This window comes from Haloarchaeobius baliensis, assembly GCF_052060055.1.
GTDB classification, from domain to species: domain Archaea; phylum Halobacteriota; class Halobacteria; order Halobacteriales; family Natrialbaceae; genus Haloarchaeobius; species Haloarchaeobius baliensis.
This window is the reverse complement of the sequence record NZ_JBPPFR010000003.1, coordinates 483,319-501,034: the sequence shown is the minus strand read 5'-3', so window position 1 is coordinate 501,034 and position 17,716 is coordinate 483,319. Positions and strand designations below refer to the sequence as shown.

The 17,716-nt window shown below is 70.5% G+C and carries 15 protein-coding genes and 1 pseudogene; 13 read left to right on the top strand and 3 right to left on the bottom strand.

The annotated features are described in order from the left end of the window. Positions 1-152: 152 nt before the first annotated feature. Genes ACSG06_RS19285 through ACSG06_RS19240 form a run of 10 tightly spaced genes read left to right on the top strand, consistent with a single transcriptional unit; the run spans position 153 to position 10,405 of the window. Positions 153-746, top strand: a complete 594-nt coding sequence (locus tag ACSG06_RS19285; RefSeq protein WP_440991920.1) for an acyltransferase — start codon at positions 153-155, stop codon at positions 744-746. Then, positions 743-1,819: a DegT/DnrJ/EryC1/StrS family aminotransferase gene (locus ACSG06_RS19280; protein WP_440991919.1), complete on the top strand. Its 1,077-nt coding sequence runs from the start codon at positions 743-745 to the stop codon at positions 1,817-1,819. The genes ACSG06_RS19285 and ACSG06_RS19280 overlap by 4 nt, the downstream gene beginning before the upstream one ends. After that, positions 1,812-2,780, top strand: coding sequence for a Gfo/Idh/MocA family oxidoreductase (locus ACSG06_RS19275; protein WP_440991918.1), 969 nt, complete (start codon positions 1,812-1,814; stop codon positions 2,778-2,780). Before ACSG06_RS19280 ends, ACSG06_RS19275 begins: the two co-directional genes overlap by 8 nt. Next, a complete protein-coding gene (locus tag ACSG06_RS19270; protein ID WP_440991917.1) occupies positions 2,777-4,129 on the top strand; it encodes a nucleotide sugar dehydrogenase in 1,353 nt (450 codons plus the stop codon). Before ACSG06_RS19275 ends, ACSG06_RS19270 begins: the two co-directional genes overlap by 4 nt. 2 nt (positions 4,130-4,131) lie before the next feature. Beyond that, complete coding sequence (locus ACSG06_RS19265; RefSeq protein WP_440991916.1) at positions 4,132-4,914, top strand: hypothetical protein; 783 nt, start codon at positions 4,132-4,134, stop codon at positions 4,912-4,914. Then, positions 4,911-6,479 carry an alkaline phosphatase family protein gene (locus tag ACSG06_RS19260; RefSeq protein ID WP_440991915.1) on the top strand — a complete coding sequence of 523 codons (1,569 nt, stop codon included), beginning with the start codon at positions 4,911-4,913 and terminating at the stop codon, positions 6,477-6,479. Before ACSG06_RS19265 ends, ACSG06_RS19260 begins: the two co-directional genes overlap by 4 nt. Positions 6,480-6,485: 6 nt before the next feature. After that, entirely contained in the window at positions 6,486-7,523 is a 1,038-nt protein-coding gene (locus ACSG06_RS19255; protein ID WP_440991914.1) for a DUF354 domain-containing protein, read from the top strand. Beyond that, a complete protein-coding gene (locus tag ACSG06_RS19250) occupies positions 7,520-8,437 on the top strand; it encodes a polysaccharide deacetylase family protein (RefSeq protein WP_440991913.1) in 918 nt (305 codons plus the stop codon). Before ACSG06_RS19255 ends, ACSG06_RS19250 begins: the two co-directional genes overlap by 4 nt. Positions 8,438-8,471: 34 nt before the next feature. Then, entirely contained in the window at positions 8,472-9,476 is a 1,005-nt protein-coding gene (locus ACSG06_RS19245) for a GNAT family N-acetyltransferase (protein WP_440991912.1), read from the top strand. Continuing rightward, positions 9,473-10,405 carry a glycosyltransferase gene (locus tag ACSG06_RS19240; RefSeq protein ID WP_440991911.1) on the top strand — a complete coding sequence of 311 codons (933 nt, stop codon included), beginning with the start codon at positions 9,473-9,475 and terminating at the stop codon, positions 10,403-10,405. The genes ACSG06_RS19245 and ACSG06_RS19240 overlap by 4 nt, the downstream gene beginning before the upstream one ends. A gap of 23 nt (positions 10,406-10,428) precedes the next feature. Here ACSG06_RS19240 and ACSG06_RS19235 read toward each other — a convergent pair whose 3' ends face one another. Next, positions 10,429-11,187 (bottom strand): sugar phosphate nucleotidyltransferase, encoded by a 759-nt coding sequence (locus tag ACSG06_RS19235; RefSeq protein WP_440991910.1) that lies wholly within the window; start codon positions 11,185-11,187, stop codon positions 10,429-10,431. A gap of 458 nt (positions 11,188-11,645) precedes the next feature. Here ACSG06_RS19235 and ACSG06_RS19230 point away from each other — a divergent pair. Continuing rightward, a pseudogene (locus ACSG06_RS19230) lies at positions 11,646-11,792 on the top strand (DapH/DapD/GlmU-related protein); the annotation flags it as partial. Between the two features lie 49 nt (positions 11,793-11,841). On the opposite strand, the gene ACSG06_RS19225 reads toward ACSG06_RS19230, so the two are convergent. Both ACSG06_RS19225 and ACSG06_RS19220 read right to left on the bottom strand, forming a co-directional pair. Beyond that, positions 11,842-12,885, bottom strand: a complete 1,044-nt coding sequence (locus ACSG06_RS19225) for a Gfo/Idh/MocA family protein (protein WP_440991909.1) — start codon at positions 12,883-12,885, stop codon at positions 11,842-11,844. After that, complete coding sequence (locus tag ACSG06_RS19220) at positions 12,882-13,994, bottom strand: DegT/DnrJ/EryC1/StrS family aminotransferase (protein ID WP_440991908.1); 1,113 nt, start codon at positions 13,992-13,994, stop codon at positions 12,882-12,884. The genes ACSG06_RS19225 and ACSG06_RS19220 overlap by 4 nt, the downstream gene beginning before the upstream one ends. Positions 13,995-14,327: 333 nt before the next feature. Between ACSG06_RS19220 and ACSG06_RS19215 the strand changes: the two genes are divergently transcribed. Next, entirely contained in the window at positions 14,328-16,235 is a 1,908-nt protein-coding gene (locus tag ACSG06_RS19215) for a hypothetical protein (RefSeq protein WP_440991907.1), read from the top strand. Further along, positions 16,201-17,712, top strand: coding sequence for a lipopolysaccharide biosynthesis protein (locus tag ACSG06_RS19210; RefSeq protein ID WP_440991906.1), 1,512 nt, complete (start codon positions 16,201-16,203; stop codon positions 17,710-17,712). Before ACSG06_RS19215 ends, ACSG06_RS19210 begins: the two co-directional genes overlap by 35 nt. Positions 17,713-17,716 lie beyond the last annotated feature (4 nt).

Here is a 17,716-nt window from a genome sequence, read left to right as displayed (position 1 = left end):
GAGACGACGAAGTCGCAACTACACCATAACAAAGGGTAGTCCAACTGACCAGCGAACCAGTTCCGGCCGAGGGGCCGGTGATCGACCATCATGCCACGAAGTATCGTTCTCGATGCGGTGGGGAACCGGCGACGTGACCGGAGGGGAGTGCGATGAGCGACCGGACTCGGACGCGTGCGGCCGTCGGCGAACAGGGCCACGTGGACCAGACGGCCGTCCTCGGGACACCACCGGACGGTGAGCCACCGACCCTCGGGCACGCCCCGCGTGTGCGGGCAGGGACGGTCATCTACTCGGACGTCGTCGCCGGCGACAACCTCCAGACCGGCCACCACGCGCTCGTCCGGGAGGGGACGACGCTCGGTGACGACGTGGTCGTCGGGACCAGAGCCGTCGTCGACGGGCAGACCGCCGTCGGCTCCGGCACGAGCCTCCAGACCGGCGCCTACGTGCCGACGAACTCCGACCTCGGGAGGCGGGTGTTCCTCGGCCCGAACGCGACCCTGACGAACGACCCGTACCCGACGCGCCGGGAGGTGGAGCTGGTCGGGCCCAGACTCGAGGACGACGTGTCCATCGGAGCGAACGCGACGGTGCTCCCGGGCCTGACCGTCGGCGAGCGGTCGTTCGTCGCTGCGGGCGCCGTCGTCACCCGCGACGTCCCACCGGACACGCTCGCGACGGGGGTACCGGCGACGTTCCAGCCGCTGCCGGACGAGCTCGAGGGGGGGAACGCCGAGCCATGATCGACCTCGTCGACCCGGTCGTCGGCGACAGGGAACGGGACCGGATCGCGTCGGTCCTGTCGGACGGCCAGCTCGCCGACGGCTCGACGGTCCGCTCGTTCGAGGACGCCTTCGCCGACTACTGCGGCACGGACCACGCCGTCGCCACGTCGAACGGGACCACCGCGCTCCACGCCGCGCTCGTCGCCTGCGGCGTCTGTTCGGGCGACACCGTCGTCACGTCACCCTTCACGTTCGTGGCGACGGCGAACGCCATCCGACACGTCGGCGCGGAGCCGCTGTTCGTCGACGTCGACCCGACGACGTACACCATCGACGTAGACGCCGTCGCGGAGGTCGCCCGCCGTCGGGACGTCGACGCGGTCGTCCCGGTCCACCTGTTCGGGCTGCCGGCCGACATGCCCCGGCTCCGCGAGCTCGCGACGGAACACGACCTCACCCTCGTCGAGGACGCCTGCCAGGCCCACGGCGCGACCGTCGACGAGGAACCGGTCGGCTCCCACGGCGACGCCGGCTGCTTCAGCTTCTACCCGTCGAAGAACATGACGACCGGGGAGGGCGGGATGGTGACGACGGACGACGACGAGGTCGCCGCCCGCATCCGTCGGTTCGTCGACCACGGCCGCGACGGCACCGGGCGCTTCGTCGAGACCGGGCACAACTTCCGGATGACGAGCATCGCGGCGGCCATCGGCCTGGAACAGCTCCGTCGACTTCCCGAGTTCAACCGTCGGCGCCGTGCCCACGCGGCGACGCTGACGGAGCGGCTCACCGGGCTGCCGATCCGGACGCCCCGGACGCCAGCCGACCGATTGCACGTGTTCAACCAGTACACCGTCCTGACGGAACAGCGCGAGGCCCTCGCCGACCACCTGGAGCGCCGCGGCATCGACAGCGGCGTCTACTACCCGACGCCGGTCCATCGGGAACCGGCGTTCGAGTCCGTCGAGGCGGACTGCCGCGTGGCGGAGCGCCTCGCCCAGGAGGTGCTCTCGCTGCCGGTCCACCCCGGACTCGACGACCGCGAGGCCCGGGCAGTCGCAGAGGCGGTCAGGGGGTTCTACCGTGCCTGACGACGTGCTCGCGGCGGGCGTGCTCGGCGTCGGCAACATGGGTGCAAACCACGCCCGCGTCTACGACGAACTCCCCGAGACGACCCTCGTCGGGGTGACCGACGCCGACTCGAAGACGGCCGCGACCGTGGCGGACCGACACGACGTCCCGGCGCTCCCGCAGTCCGAACTGCTCGCCCGGGCGGACGTCGTCTCCGTCGCCGTCCCGACCCAGTATCACGTCGAGACCGCACGGGCGTGCATCGACGCCGGCGTCCACGTGCTCGTCGAGAAACCGTTCGTCCACGACATCGAGGCCGGACGCGATCTGGCCGCGCGGGCGGAGGCCGCGGGGGTCACCCTGCAGGTGGGCCACGTCGAGCGGTTCAACCCCGCCGTCCGGTCGCTGCAGTCGTTCGTCGACGAGCTCGACGTCGTGGCGATGTCCGCGCGCCGGCTGGGGCCGCCTCCGAGCGGTGGCGGGCGGGACTCGGTGATGCTGGACCTGATGGTCCACGACCTCGACGTGGTGGCCTCCATCGTGGACAGCGAGGTCCGCCAGGTGTCCGCCGTCGGCACGCTCGCCGACCAGCACGTCTCCGCGCAGCTCCGGTTCGCGGACGGCACCGTCGCGACGGTCGACGCGAGCCGGGCGACCCAGCAGAAGGTCAGGGAGCTGACGCTGACCGCTGGCGAGTGCTACGTCACGCTCGACTACCTCGCGCAGTCGGTCGAGGTGTACCGGCACTCGCTCTCGGAGGTCGTCGCCGGGTCGTCGGGGGTCCGCCACCGCACTGCCAGCGTCGTCGAGCGACCCATCGTCGACAACGGCGAGCCGCTGAAACACGAGCTCCGGTCGTTCGCGCAGGCGGCCCGGGACGGCTCCGAGCCGATAGTCACGGCGGCGGACGGGCTCCGCGCGGTGGCACTGGCACAGCAGGTCGAGGGCGCGCTCGGCCGGACGGAGGTGGCCGAGCCGTGAGCGAGACCGTCCCCGAGGCACCCTACCCGCCCCACGGTGACGAACGGACGTTCCCCTGGGCGTTCGGTCTCGGCGAGTACCAGGTCGCGGTGTACGGGCTCGGGAAGATGGGCCTCCCGCTGGCGGCCGTCTTCGCCGAGGCGACCGGCGACGTGGTCGGCGTCGACGTCGACGAGGGCGTCGTCGCCGCCGTCGAGGCGGGCGAGAGCCACGTCGCAGGCGAGCCCGGGCTGGACGAACTCGTCTCGCGGACCGTCGAGCGGGGGGCGCTCCGGGCCACGACCGACGGCGAACGGGCGGCTGCGTCCGCATGCATCCACGTCGTGATGGTCCCGACGCTCGTCACCGACGGCGAGCCCGAACTCGGTGCACTCGACGCCGCAATCGATGACGTGGCGGCCGGCCTCCAGCCGGGCGACGCGGTGTTCGTCGAGTGTACGGTCCCACCCCGTACCTGCGTCGACCGGCTCCAGCCGGCGCTCGTCGCGAAGAGCGGCCTCGATCCGGACGAGTTCGGCCTGGCGTTCTGCCCGGAGCGCACCATGAGCGGTCGGGCCATCGAGGACATCCGCGGGAGCTACCCGAAGGTCGTCGGCGGGGTCGACCCGGCGAGCACCGAGCTGGCCCGGCGGGTCTATCGGGAGATCAACGACGCCGGCGTCCACGCGGTCACCGACGCGACGACCGCGGAGGCGGTGAAGGTGTTCGAGGGGCTGTACCGCGACGTGAACATCGCGCTTGCGAACGAGCTCGCGCAGTTCGCCGACGCGTTCGGCATCGACGTGACCGAGGCCATCGAGACGGCGAACACCCAGCCGTTCTGTGACATCCACACGCCGGGCGCCGGCGTCGGCGGGCACTGCATCCCGTACTACCCGCACTTCGTCATGGGGCAGTTCGAACCCGATGCGCCGCTGCTCCGGACCGCCCGCGCGGTGAACGACCGGATGCCCGCGTTCGTCGCGGAGCGGCTGCTCGACGAGCTCCACGCCGTCGGGACATCGCCCGAGGATGCCACCGTCGCCGTCCTCGGGCTGACCTACCGGCCGGGCGTCGCGGAGGTGCGGGCGACGCCGGCGAAGCCGCTCGCCGCCCGGCTGGCCGACGCCGGGGTGACCGTGCTCGGGGTCGACCCGCTCGTCGACCACGTCCCCGGGTTCCCCCACGAGGTCCTGGACCCGTACGAGCTGTCCGACCGCGACATCGAGGGGGCGGTCCTCGTCACGGCCCACGACGAGTTCGACGATCTCGACTGGGCGGCGTTCGACCGACTCGCCGTCGTCGACGGGCGGCAGGCGCTCGACCTCGCCGACACCGACCACCGGGTCTACACCGTGGGAGGTGACTGATCGTGGCGGGCGAGCCCCCGGCCGACTTCACGTACGACGCCTACCGGCTGCTGCTGGACACGCTCGACGCCTGCGGCTACGAGAGCCTCACGATGCGGGAGTACCTGCAGCGAGAGCAGCTGCCCGAATCGTTCGTGGTCCACCGCCACGACGTGGACCGCAAGCCCGCGAACTCGCTCGTCTTCGCGGAGCTCGAGGCCGACCGAGGCATCCAGTCCACCTACTACGTCCGGACCACCGACGAGGTGTTCCGCCCCGACCTCATCCGGCGGCTGGAGTCGCTCGGCCACGAGGTCGGCCTGCACTACGAGTCGATGGACCGGGCCGACGGCGACCCGAAGCTCGCCCGCGATGTCTTCGGCCGGAACCTGTCGATGCTGCGCAGCCTCGTCTCGGTCGACACGGTCTGCATGCACGGCAACCCGCTGACGCCGCACGACAACCGCGACCTCTGGGACCACGCCGGCTTCGCCGAGTTCGACCTGCTCGGCGAGGCGTACCTCTCGATGGACTTCGAGGACGTGGTCTACTTCTCGGACACGGGCCGGACCTGGCGAGATGGCGCCCTGAAGATAAAGGACCACACCATGGGCGAGGGCGACAAGCGCGTCTCGGCCGACACGACCCACGAGCTCGCCACGCTGTTCCGGAACCACCGGGTCTCCCGCGCGTGCGTCCTCTCGCATCCCAACCGGTGGGCGGGCGACGTGGTCGAGCTGCTGGTCGAGCGCACGAAAGACACCGCGACGAACATCGTCAAACACGGACTCCACCAACTACCATGACCACCATCGTGATCGGACTCGACGGCGCGAACTGGCCCCTGTTGCGGGAGTGGCTCGACGAGGGTAGACTCCCCAACCTGCAACGACTCATCGACGACGGCATCGGCGGCACCTCCCGTAGCTGTCTCCCGCCGCTGACCGTCCCGAACTGGAAGTGCTACGCGACGGGGAAGAACCCGGGCAAGCTCGACGTGTTCCGGTTCGACCGCATCGACACCGACGAACGGGAGCACGTGTTCCACGACGCGACGGACTTCCGGAGCGCCGAGCTCTGGGACTACGTCGAGGACGAGGGGCTCCGTGCCGGCGTCGTCAACGTCCCGTCGACGTACCCGCCGAAGGAGATGGACGGGTTCATGGTCGCCGGTGGCCCCGACGCCTCGGACTCCGAGTACCGGTCGCTCCAGAGCGGCTACGCGACGCCAGCGGACGTGGAGCGCTACCTCGACGAGGAGCTCGACTACAGCGTCCACCCCACACCGATGATCTCGCCGTCGGACACCGGCGAGGACGAGGTCGACGCCATCCTCGAACTCATCGACATGCGGTTCGAGGCGGCCGAGCAGCTGCTCGACCGCGAACAGCCCGACTTCCTCCACCTGACGGTGTTCTACTCGATGGCGCTCCAGCACTACTTCTGGCGCGACGCCCCGGTCGAGCGGGCGTGGCGACGCATCGACGAGAACCTGACGCGGTTCACCGAGCAGGACCACGACATCCTCGTGATGTCCGACCACGGCACCCAGCGCGTCGACACGGTGTTCTACATCAATCGCTGGCTGGCAGAGGAGGGCTACCTCTCGCTCGGGACGACGGTCGACCAGCTGTTCCGCAGGGTGGGTGTCACCCGCGAGCGTGCGCTGACGGTCGCGAAGAAGCTCGGGATGGTCGACACGCTCAGCAAGGTCGTCCCGGAGTCGGTCCAGAAGGTCGTCCCGTGGGAGGAGGGCGTCAAGCGGGACCGGGTCCTCTCTGCGGTGAACTGGGAGCGGACGACGGCCGTCGCGAGCAACCAGGGGCCGATCTACCTCACGCTGTCGAAGAAGGACCCCCGGTACGAGACGGTCCGGCAGGAACTCGTCGAGAAGCTCACCGGCCTCACCCATCCCGAGACGGGTGCGCCCCTCGTCGAGGCGGTCCACCGCGGCGAGGAGCACTACGAGGGCCCCTACGCCGAGAACGCTCCGGACCTCATCCTCGATCAGGGGCCGAACGTCCACACCAGCGACGCCGTCGGCGCGGGGCTGTGGTACGCCGACGAGGGCGTCTGGCGGGGTGGCAACGAGTCCAGTGGGCTGTTCCTGTTCTCCGGCCCGTCGTTCCGCGCCGAGGGGTTGACCCTCGACGCGCGGATCGTCGACCTCGCGCCGACGCTCCTCCACACCATGGGCATGACGGTGCCGGCGGATATGGACGGCCGGGTGCTGGACGTGTTCGACCCCGAGTCCGTCCCCGGGAAGACACCGGTCCGGACCCGGGAACCACTCCCGGAGGACCACGAGGGCGGCGGTGGGGACAGCGCCGGCGTCGAGCGCCGGCTGGCCGACCTGGGCTACCTGGAGTGAGCACCGATGCGAGCGCTCTTCGACGTGACCCACCCGGCCCACGTCCACCTGTTCAAACACGCCATCGCCGAGCTCGACCGCGGGGGCCACGACGTCCGCGTCCTCTCCCGGGAGAAGGAGGTGACGACGGACCTGCTCGACGCGGCGGGTATCGAGCACCGGTCGCTCTCCAGGAAGGGCGAGTCGCCGCTCGCGCTGGCCCGGGAGTGGCTCGGTCGCGAGCTGCGTGTGCTCCGCGAGGTCAGACGCTTCGACCCCGACGTGGTCGTGAGCCGCCTCAATCCGGCCGCGGTCCACGCCGCACGGCTGACGGACACGCCGAGCGTGGTCTTCCACGACACCGAACCGGCTGGCTGGCTCGCGAGCTCGACGCTCCCGCTCGCCGACGTGGTCTGTACGCCGGCGGGGTTCGACGAACGGTGGGGCGGCCAGCGTCGCTACCAGGGGTACCAGGAGCTCGCGTACCTCCACCCGTCGCGGTTCGACCCGTCTCCGGAGGCACTGCGAGAGAACGGTGTCGCCGTCGACGAACCCTACTCGGTCGTCCGGCTGGTCGCCGGCGACGCCCACCACGACTACGGGAACGACGCACTGCCAGGGGAGGTCCGGTCGCGCGTCGTCGACACGCTCGGCGACCTCGGCCCCGTGTACGCGTCCGTCGAGGGCGATGGCGGCGCACCGCCGGGGACCGAACCGCTGCCGGTGCCGCCGGAGCGCCTCCACGACCTCCTCAGGTTCGCGGACTGCTACGTCGGCGACTCGAACACGACCGCGGCCGAGGCCGGCCTGCTCGGCACGCCCGCGCTGCGCTACGACACCTTCGGTGCCGGAGCGCTCCAGAACTTCGTCGAACTGGAGTCGGAGTACGGGCTCGTCCAGTCGACCGAGGACGGCGACCGGCTGCTCGAACTCGTCAACGGCGTGGCGAGACAGCCCGCAGCGGCCGCGGCGCGCTGGCGCGAGGGACGCAACCGGCTGCTGGCCGACAAGGTCGACGTGACGGGCTACATGCTCGATCTGCTCGAGCTGGAGGCCGAACGATGAGTGCGGTACCCGACGACCACGAGTTCGCGCTGCTGCTCACCCACGACGTGGACCGGCCGTACAAGACCTACCAGTCGTTGTACTACGCGCTCCGGGACCGCGACCCCGCACAGGTCGGTGAGTTCCTCTACGGCGAGAACCCGTTCTGGACGTTCGACGCGGTCCGCGAGCTGGAGGAGGACCTCGGCGTTCGCTCCGCGTTCTACTTCATGGACGAGCGGACGCTGACCGACCTCCCCGTCCGGCGCTGGTTCGATCCGGAGAGCTGGCGGCTGTTCTGCGGCCGGTACTCCCTGACCGACCAGGACATCGTCGCGCTGGTCCGGTCGCTCGCGGCGGCTGACTGGGAGGTGGGACTCCACGGCTCCTATCACTCCTACCGGGACAGGGACAGGCTCGAGCGCGAGAAGCGCAGGCTCGATTCGATCCTCGGTGAGCCCGTCCTGGGCGGCCGCCAGCACTACCTGAACCTCGACGAGCCGGCGACGTGGCGACACCAGCGAGCCGTCGGCCTGCGGTACGACGCGACGCCCGGGACCTCGTCGACGTTCGGGTTCGACGGCGAGTACGGCATCCGTCGCCCGTTCGACGACGAGTTCGTGGTCTTCCCGCTGACGGTGATGGAGTCGGCACTCCCGGACCCGGGTGCGGAGTTCGACCGTGCCTGGGCGGCACTGAAGGAGCTGCTGGACGAGGCCGCGGCCAACGACGCGGTGATGACCGTCCTCTGGCACCCGCGCTTCTTCGCCGAATCCGACTTCCCCGGCCACACCCGACTCTACCGGCGACTCGTCGAGACTGCGCTCGACAGGGGTGCCTGGGTCGGCCCGCCGGGGCGACTGTACGAACTGCTCGAGTGGCCCTCAGCCGCGTCCGACGCACGACCCTCGCGCCGAGGGGTAGCCGGACGGTAACAATGGGTGGCTCACGCGATTCCCCGCCAACATCATGGACATCGAACGAGTCGGTCTCTCGGAGTGGGGGGATGCACTGCCAGACAGTGGGTTCGAGGTGTTCCACCTGCCAGCAGCGCTCCGAGTGCTCGAAGACCACACCGACGGTGAGCTGCAGCTGTTCGTCGCCTCCCACGGCGGGCAGACCGTCGGCCAGTTCCCGGTCTTCGTGACAGACCGGACCGTCGGTCGGACCGTCACCTCTCCGCCCCCCTCGATGAACGTCCCGAAACTCGGCCCGCTCGTCACCCCGCTCAGCCCGAAACGACGAAAACAGGAGCGGACCAACAAGGAGTTCGTCCGCGGGGTCCGTGACGAGCTCTCGCTCGACGACTCCACGACGATGTTCCGGTTCGTCTGCTCGCCAGCGTACGGCGATCCCCGACCGTACATCTGGGACGACGACGCCGTCTCGATGTCGTTCACGTACCGGCTCGACCTCGCCGACACCACGCCGGACGAGGCCCTCGCAGCCGCCAGCAAGAGCTTCAGGCGGTCGGTCCGCGACGGGCGGGAGCTCGACATCTCGGTGTCCGTCGAGGGTGTCGAGGCTGCCAGACAGGTCTTCGAGCGCACGAAGGAACGGTACGAGGAGCAGGGTCGGTCGTTCACCCTGCCCTGGCAGTACGTGAAGGACCTCGTGACCTGGCTCGACGACCGCGCCCGCGTCTACGTGGTCCGTGGCCCCGACGGCGAGTTCCTCAGCGGCATCGTCGCCCTGTTCTCGAACGACGACGCGCTGTACTGGCTGGGTGGCACCCGGGCCGACTACGAGGGGACCAGCGTCAACGCGCTGCTGCACTGGCGCATCGTCGAGGACGTCGCCGCCGGCACGCCGCTCGACTCGCTGACCGGCTACGACCTGATGGGTGCCGACACGGAGCGTCTCGCGAAGTACAAGAGCAAGTTCGGGGCCGACCTCGTGCCCTACCACGTCGTCGAGTCGGGGGGCGCACCGACGGCCGTGGCAAAGCGCGTCTACGAGTTCGTGAGACGATGACCGTGCGGGTCCTGAACCTCGTCACGACCGCGGAGGCGACGTTCTTCCAGAAGCAGTGCAGCACGCTCGCAGATCGTGGGATCGAGCTCGAGACCGTCGCCGTCCCGGAGAGCCCGGAAGCGGACGAGCACCGCTCACCGCTCTCGTACGCCAGACTCGTACCCCGTGCGGTGCGACGCGCACGCGACGGCTTCGACCTGATACACGCGAACAACGGCCTGACGACACCGGCTGCGCTGGCACAGTCGCGGCTCCCGGTCGTCGTCTCGCTCTGGGGCACCGACCTGTTCGGCCGGTTCGGAGCGGTCTCGCGAACTGCGGCCAGGCGGGCGGACGCAGTCATCGTCATGACCGAGGGGATGGCGGCGGCGCTCGACACCGACGCCCACGTCATCCCGCACGGGGTGGACCTGGACGTGTTCGAACCGATGCCGCAGGCGGCGGCCCGCGACCGGCTCGGCTGGCGGTCCGACCGCTACTACGTGCTGTTCCCGTACTCGAAGGACCGGGCCGTCAAGGACTACCCGCGCGCTCGCCGGGTGGTCGACGAGGCCGCGCGGTTCCTCGACCGCCCCGTGGAGCTCACGACGGTCACCGGCGTCGACCACCACGACATGGCCCGGTACTACGCGGCCAGCGACGCGCTCGTGCTCACCTCGCGGCACGAGGGGTCGACGAACGCGGTCAAGGAGGCGCTGGCCTGCGACACACCGGTCGTCGCTGTCGACGTGGGCGACGTCGCCGAGCGCGTCGCGGGCACCGAGCGCTCGCGGGTCTGCCGGTCCGACGAGGAACTCGTCGCGGGGCTCGCCGAGGTGCTGCCGAGCGAGGGCGAGCCGGGCGGTGAGCGACGGGCGGTCACGGAGCTCGGGCTGGACCGCATGGGCGAACGTATCGAGTCCGTCTACCGGTCTGTCATCGACGCATAACCGCGACCGCTGCTGCCGCGGAGCTACTCGAAGGACTCCGACGCGCCGGCGCGTTCGCCCGGGGTCGGCGTGTCGCCGACGAGGCGGCGGTCCGCCTCGTTCCTGTCACGTGGGTAGCCGACGTCGACGCGCCAGCCGGCGAGGGAGACCGCCTCCACGTCGTGCCCCGTCACGTACTCGTTGATCGCGTCGCTGATCTCGTACTCGCCGCGGTCGGAGGGCTCGATGCGGCGACAGGCGTCGAAGACGTCGTCGGTGAAGGCGTACAGCCCGGTCGCGACGAGCGTCGACGGCGGGTCGTCCGGCTTCTCGACGATGTGTTCGATCTGGCCGTCCTCGTCGAGTCGACAGACACCGTACCGGCTCGCCTCCTCGGCGGGGACCTCCTCGACGAGCACCGCGCCGTCCGTCCCGTCCGACTCGAACGCCCCGACGACTGCGCCGATGTTCGCGCGGAACACGTTGTCGCCGAGCATCACGAGGAACTCGTCGTCCGTGACGGACTCCTCGGCGGCGAGGAGCGCGGAGGCGACGCCGTCGCGCTCTGACTGGTGGGCGTAGCTGATCGGTCGGCCGCGGTGCTCGGAGCCGAAGTGGTCGATGATCTGTCCGGCCTCGTAGCCGACGACGATGACGAACCGGTCGACGCCGACGGAGAGCAGCTGGTCGAGGCAGTCGGCGAGCAACGGGCGGCCGCCGACCCTGACGAGTCCCTTCGGCCGGTCGTCGGTGAGTGGCTGGAGCCGGCTCCCGCGACCCGCCGCGAGTACGATCGCTTCCATGACGGTCCGAACCGGGTGCCGGTGCGGCATTGTAACCGTCCCGGTACGCGTCGGTCCGTCCGGGTAGGACCCGCATTCTTAGCAAGCACCTCTTCCGAGATGCGGGTATGTCCAGGCAGACCCCCAGCGAGCCGGCCGGCGACGTCCGGGACAGCAGTGTCGGGGATGGAACGACCATCGCACCGTACTCCACCGTCGTCGACTGCGAGCTCGGTTCTGACTGCCATATCTGGCGGTACGCCAACCTCTACGGCTGCGAGATCGGCGACGAGTCGATGGTCGGTTCGTTCGTCGAGGTGCAGGCGGACGCCGTCGTCGGCGACCGGTGCCGACTCCAGACCCACGCGTTCGTCTGCTCGGGGGTGGCGCTCGGCGACGACGTGTTCGTCAGCCACGGCGCGAAGTTCATCAACGACCGCCACCCGCCGAGCGGCGACGCCGACGACTGGGAGTCGACGACCGTCGGGGACGGGGCGGTAATCGGGACGAACGCGACGCTCCTGCCCGTCGAGGTCGGTGAGAACGCGCTCGTGGGCGCCGGCGCGGTCGTCACCGAGGACGTCCCGGCGAACGCCATCGTCGCCGGCAACCCCGCCGAGGTAGTCGGCTTCCGGAACTGAGCACCGACGGGGGCGGTCCCGGCGCCGAGGCCGGCTAGTTCTGCGACCGGACCGACCGTCGCGGCTGGACCATCGCGTCGCCGCGGACGTCGACGACGGCGTTGCGTTCGGCCGACCGTTCGGCGTCCGCGAGGAGCTTCACCGCCCAGGTGCCGTCGACGCCGGTCGTGACCGGCTCGCGGCCGTCGCGGACCGCCTCGACGAAGTCCCGGTCCTCCGCCTTCAGTGGCTCGCCGCCGTCGAGCTCGACGATCTCGGCGGGCGCCTCGCTCTCGACGATGTGGCTCTGGCGGGTCCCCGCGGGCTGGCTCGACGGCGGCACGTCGTACAGCTCGACGACCGTGTCCTCGAGGTAGTCCACCGCGGCGACGGCGTCGCTCCCCACGACGACGAGCTCGCGGCGCTTCCCGGCGACGGGGATGGACCAGGACTCGCTGACGACGCCCGTCACGTCGCCGAAGTCGAGCACCAGGGTGACGGTGTCGTGCGTCTCGGTGGCGACCGCCTGGTCGAGTCGGCAGTACACAGTGTCGGGGTTGCGCTCCAGCAGGTACCGGTAGATGTCGACCTCGTGGACGGCGAGGGAGTGGAGCGCGCCCACCGGCCGGGCCGGCTGGCAGGCGTGCCGGGCGGTTCGGAGGTGCGAGACGGTGCCGAGGTCGCCCTCCCTGACCAGCTCGCGGACGGCGTCCAGCGCCGGGTGGTGGCGGAACACGTGGCCGACGCCGAGGATGCGGTCGTGGTCGTCGGCGACACGGACGATGCGGTTCGCGGCCTCGACCGACAGCGCGAGGGGCTTCTCGACCATCGCGTCCACGCCGTCGGCGAGCAGGTCGGTCACGACGGGCTCGTGGGTGGGCGACGGTGTGGCGACGATGGCGGCGTCGACGCCCTGGTCGGCGACGGTCCGGTGGTCGGTGACGTAGTCGAGGCCGTGCTCGGTCGCGACGCTCCTGGCACGGTCGGGGTCGGCGTCGCAGACGATGGCGTCGTCGACGACACCCTCGGCCACGAACTCCCCGGCGATGCGGGCGTGGTTCGACCCCCAGTAGCCGGTGCCGACGACGGCGAGCTTCACGGCCGTTCACCCCGGTAGAAGTCCTCGATAGCGGTACAGACGTGCTCGACCTCCCGTTCCTGCAGCCAGGGATGCATCGGCAGCGAGACGATGCGGTCGACGAGCCGCTCCACGACAGGGAGCCGGGGCGTCCCGTCCGCCTCGTCGACGATGGCCGGGTGCTGGTGGAGGGCGTGCTCGTAGTGGATACCGGTCTCGACGCCGCGGTCCGAGAGGAACGTCCGGAGCGCGTCCCGTTCGGCCGCCTGGACGACGTAGAGGTGGTAGACGTGCTCGCGCTCGTCCGCGACGGTCGGGGTCTCGATCTCGGGCACGTCGGCGAGTCGTTCGTCGTAGAGCGCGGCGTTCTCGCGGCGCATCCGTCCCCACTCCTCGACCTGTTGCAGGTGTTCGCGGCCGAACGCCGCCTTGAACTCGTCCAGCCGGTAGTTGAGCCCGAGGTCGACGTGGACGCCCGCCGGGTTCCGGCCCTGGTTCCGCAGTCGCCGTGCGGCGTCGGCCAGCTCGGCGTCGTCGGTGACGAGCATCCCGCCGTCGCCCCCGACGGTCATGTTCTTCGACGGGTAGAAGCTGAAGCAGCCGACGTCGCCGATGGTGCCGGCGTACGAGCCGTCGTACCGGGCCGCGTGGGCCTGGCAGCTGTCCTCGATGACCGTCATGCCGTAGTCGTCAGCGACGCGGGTGACGGCAGCCATGTCGGCCGGCTGCCCGTAGATGTGGACCGGGACGACCGCGGCCGGTCGGGACGCGAACGACGCCTTCGCCTCGAGGTCCTCCGCGTCGATGGCGTACGTCTCGGGGTCGACGTCGACGAAGACGGGCTTCGCGTCGAGGTTCATCGCCGCGCTCGCGGTCGCGAAGAAGGTGTGGGCCGGCAGCAGGACGGCGTCGCCCTCGCCGACGCCGGCGGCTCGCAACGCCAGCGACAGTGCCGCCGTGCCGCTGCTGACACCGACCGCTTGGTCGACGTCGAACGTGTCCGCGAACTCGGCCTCGAAGGCGTCCAGCTGTGGTCCGTCGACGTATCTGCCGCTTCGCACGACAGACGCCGTCCGGTCGACGATGTCGTCGGTGACGTGTATCTCGGTGAACGGGACGTGTTCGACCATGTGCGCGAGTTGCACGAGGGGGGATGTTTGTTAGCGACCGCCCGACGGGGGTAGGCGCCTGGTACCGTCGGGACCGCGCACTCACGTGTCCATCGAAGCCCTCCGAGCCGCTCCAGACCGTCCCGAGCGCGAGGCCGGCGCCGCACTCGCCTTCGGGGCGGCCTGCCATCGCACCGACACCCGTATCGGTCGAATAACAAAGGCCGGACTCACCGACGGGCGGGACAGTATGCGACGCTTCGTCGCGACGAGTGACACGCACCGGTCACTGCCGGTGTGTTCGGGGGAGAACAGCGTCTCGACCGACTTGCTGCCCGGGGTCGGATCGGCACGATGACGAGCCAACGCGCCGCCCGCACGGCCCTGCTCGCGGTCGGGTACGTCGCACTCGGGGGCGGGGCCGCACTCGCCCACGGGTCCCCGGCACGTGGGTACGAACTCTCGATCTACGGGGCGACGCCGCCCGGCTTCTGGCTCGGCATCGCCACGGCGCTCGTGACGGCCGCGGTCGCCGGGCTCTCCCCCGGGGTGACCCGGAGCCGACGGCTCGCGGCGACCGGACTCGTCGTCCTCTCCGGTGTCTCGCTCGCCGGCGTGCCGTTGCTCCGGGAGTACTACTTCTACGGCTCCGGCGACTCGTTGAGCCACCTGGGCTGGGCGCGCGAGCTGGCCGGCGGCTCGCTCTCGCCGTACCAGCTCCTCTACCCCGGGGTGCACGAGCTCACGGTCGTCCTCGGCAGCGTCACCGGCGTCACGTTCCGGCTGACGATGCTCTGGGTGGTCCTCCTGTTCGCCACGCTGTTCGTGCTGTTCGTCTCGCTGTCGGTCCGGCTGCTCTCGGGCCGTGACGAGGGGCTCCTCGTCGGTGCGTTCCTCGGGCTGCTGTTCGTCCCGATCAACGTCATCGCCATGCACATGCTCCCGCACACCTCCAGTCAGGCGGTCATGTACGCCCCGTTCGTCCTGTTCCTCCTGTTCGTCTACCTCGAGCAGGACGGCTGGCGTCCCGCGCGGAACCCGACGACTGCGGTCGGTGTGCTGCTCGCACTCGCCTCCCTGTCGGTGACGCTCGTGCATCCACAGCAGGCGGCGAACCTCCTCCTCGTCTTCGCGACGGTGGCGGGTATCCAGCTCCTCGCCCGGGTGCTGTTCCCGGAGAGCACCGCGGCGAGCCAGCGGCCGGTGTACGTCCAGACCATCATCTTCGCCCTCGCGTTCGTCGTCTGGGCACCGCGGTTCCAGCGAGTCGGCGGGAACACGAGCTCCATCGCGTACAACCTCGTGTACGGCTCCGGGGGCGGCTCCGAGGTCGTCACCCAGAAGTCGACGTCGCTCACCGCCGTGGGAGGCTCCGTCCCGGAGCTGTTCGTGAAGCTGTTCCTACCCGACGTGGTACTGTCACTGCTCGCCGCGACGGCCATCGCGCTGGCGTTCCTGGGACGGTCGACCGCGGCCGACGCGGCCCGGACCCAGTTCGCCCGGTACCTCGGCGTCGCGTTCGTCCCGCTCACGGGTCTGTTCCTGCTGATGTTCCTCGGCGGACCGGGTGACATGTACTTCCGCTACCAGGGGCTGCTGATGGTGCCGGTCACGATCCTCGGTGGGGTGGCACTCGTCCGCTGGCTCGGTACCGACGGTCTCGGTGACCAGTTCCCGGTCCCCGCACGGGTGCTCATGGCGTGTCTGTTGCTCGCGCTGGTCCCGCTCGGGGTGCCAGCGCTGTTCGGCTCCCCGTACGTCTACCAGTCGAACTCGCAGGTCACCGAACTCGACTACGAGGGCTACTCGCACGCCTTCGACGTGCGGGCGGAGGGGGTCGAGTTCACCGGCATCCGCGGCGGCCCACAGCGCTACGTGGACGCCGTCTACGGGACCGAGCAGGCACGGAACCGCCTCGAGTTCCCCGGCTACGAGGACGCCGTCGCGGGACCGACCTTCGAACGGGGCCTGGGCTACGAGTTCAACAGGGACCGCTACTTCACCGTGGGGGACGGCGGCTACCGTCGCGAGGTGGTGCTGTTCGAGGGCCTCCGGTACAACGCGACGGGGTTCGCCAAGCTGGAGACCGACCCCGGTGTGAACCGGGTGTCGAGCAACGGCGGGCTGGAGCTGTACTACCTCTACGGCGACGGCCAGGCCGACGGGGAGTCGGGCACGGCGGCGGTCGCGTGTCCGGGACTGGACGAGCGGTCCGACCGGCACCGGGGTGACGAAGCGCCGACCGCCGGCGGGTGTGTCTGACGTGTCGGACGACCCAATCGCGACGCTCCGCCGGGGCGCGAGTGCCTCGCTCGCGGCGAGCGTCCTCGACAAGGTCGCGAACGTCGTCCTCGTCGTCCTGCTCGCACGGGTGTTGCTCACGCCCGCGGAGTACGGCCTGCTCAACGTCGCCCTCGCCGCGCTCTCGGTCGTCTCCATCCTGGCGACGCTCGGGCTGCCGAAGTCCACCGCACGCTACGTCAACGACCACCTCGACGGCGATTCGGGACAGGTCCCGCACGTCCTCCGGACCGGTGCGACGGCCGTCGGCCTGACGACCGTCGTCGTCGTCCTCGCGCTGGCCGTGTTCCACCGCCCCATCGCCGACCTGCTCGGACAGCCGACGGTCGCACCGTTCCTGCTCGTCGGCACGCTGTACGTCGCCGTCCGGGCCGGATTCAAGTTCCTCAACGCCGTCTTCCAGGGGGTCAACCGCGTCGACCTCAGCGCCCTGACCGCCGGGGTGAACGGGGTGGCCCGGGTGGCGTTCGCGGTCGGGCTGGTCGCCATCGGGCTGGGTGCCTACGGGGCGTTCCTCGGCTACGTCGCCGGCTACGCCGTCGCCGTCGCCGTGGGTGGCGTTCTGCTCCTCGGCCGTGTCTACGACGCCGGTGACGCCGCAGCGGAGATGGAGGCCGGCCTCGGTCGACGGCTCGTCGAGTACGCCGTCCCGCTCACGGCGACCCGTGGCGCGAACGTCCTCGACAAGAAGGTGGACGTGGTGCTGGTCGGCTCCCTCGCCAGCCTCGCCGCTGCCGGCTACTACACGGTCGCCAAGCAGCTCTCGGACATCGTGTCGATGCCGGCGGCGTCGTTCGGCTTCGCCCTCTCACCGGTGCTTGGCGAGCAGTCCGGGACCGGCGACCGCGAGCGTGCGGCCCGGCTCTACGAACAGTCGCTCACGTACGTCCTGCTCTGCTACGTGCCGGCGTGTCTGGGGCTGGTGCTGGTCGCTCGACCGACCGTCGTCTACGTGTTCGGGACGGCCTACGCGCCCGCGGTGCCGGTCGTCCAGGTGTTCAGCGGCTTCATCCTCGTCAACGCGATCAACAAGATCACGAGCGACGCGCTCGACTACATGGGGCGGGCACGGGCCAGGGCGGCCGTCAAGAGCGCCATGGCCGTCTCGAACGCCGGGCTGAACGTGCTCCTCATCCCGGTGTACGGGGCGGTCGGTGCGGCCGCCGCCACGGTCTTCACCTACACCGTCTACACGGGGACGAACGTCTACGTCATCCACACCGAGCTCGGCCTCCGCCCGCTGCGACTCGTCCGCCGCGCGGCGGTCGTCTGTGGGATCGCGCTCGGGATGGGTGCCGTCGTCACGCTCGCGCTCCCACTCGTGGGCGGGCTGGGGACGCTGTTCGGCGTCGTCGGGATGGGCGTCGGCGTCTGGGCGGTGCTCGGGGTGAGCTCGGGCCTGCTGGACGTGGACCAGCTCCGGACGTTCGTCCGGTGACCGT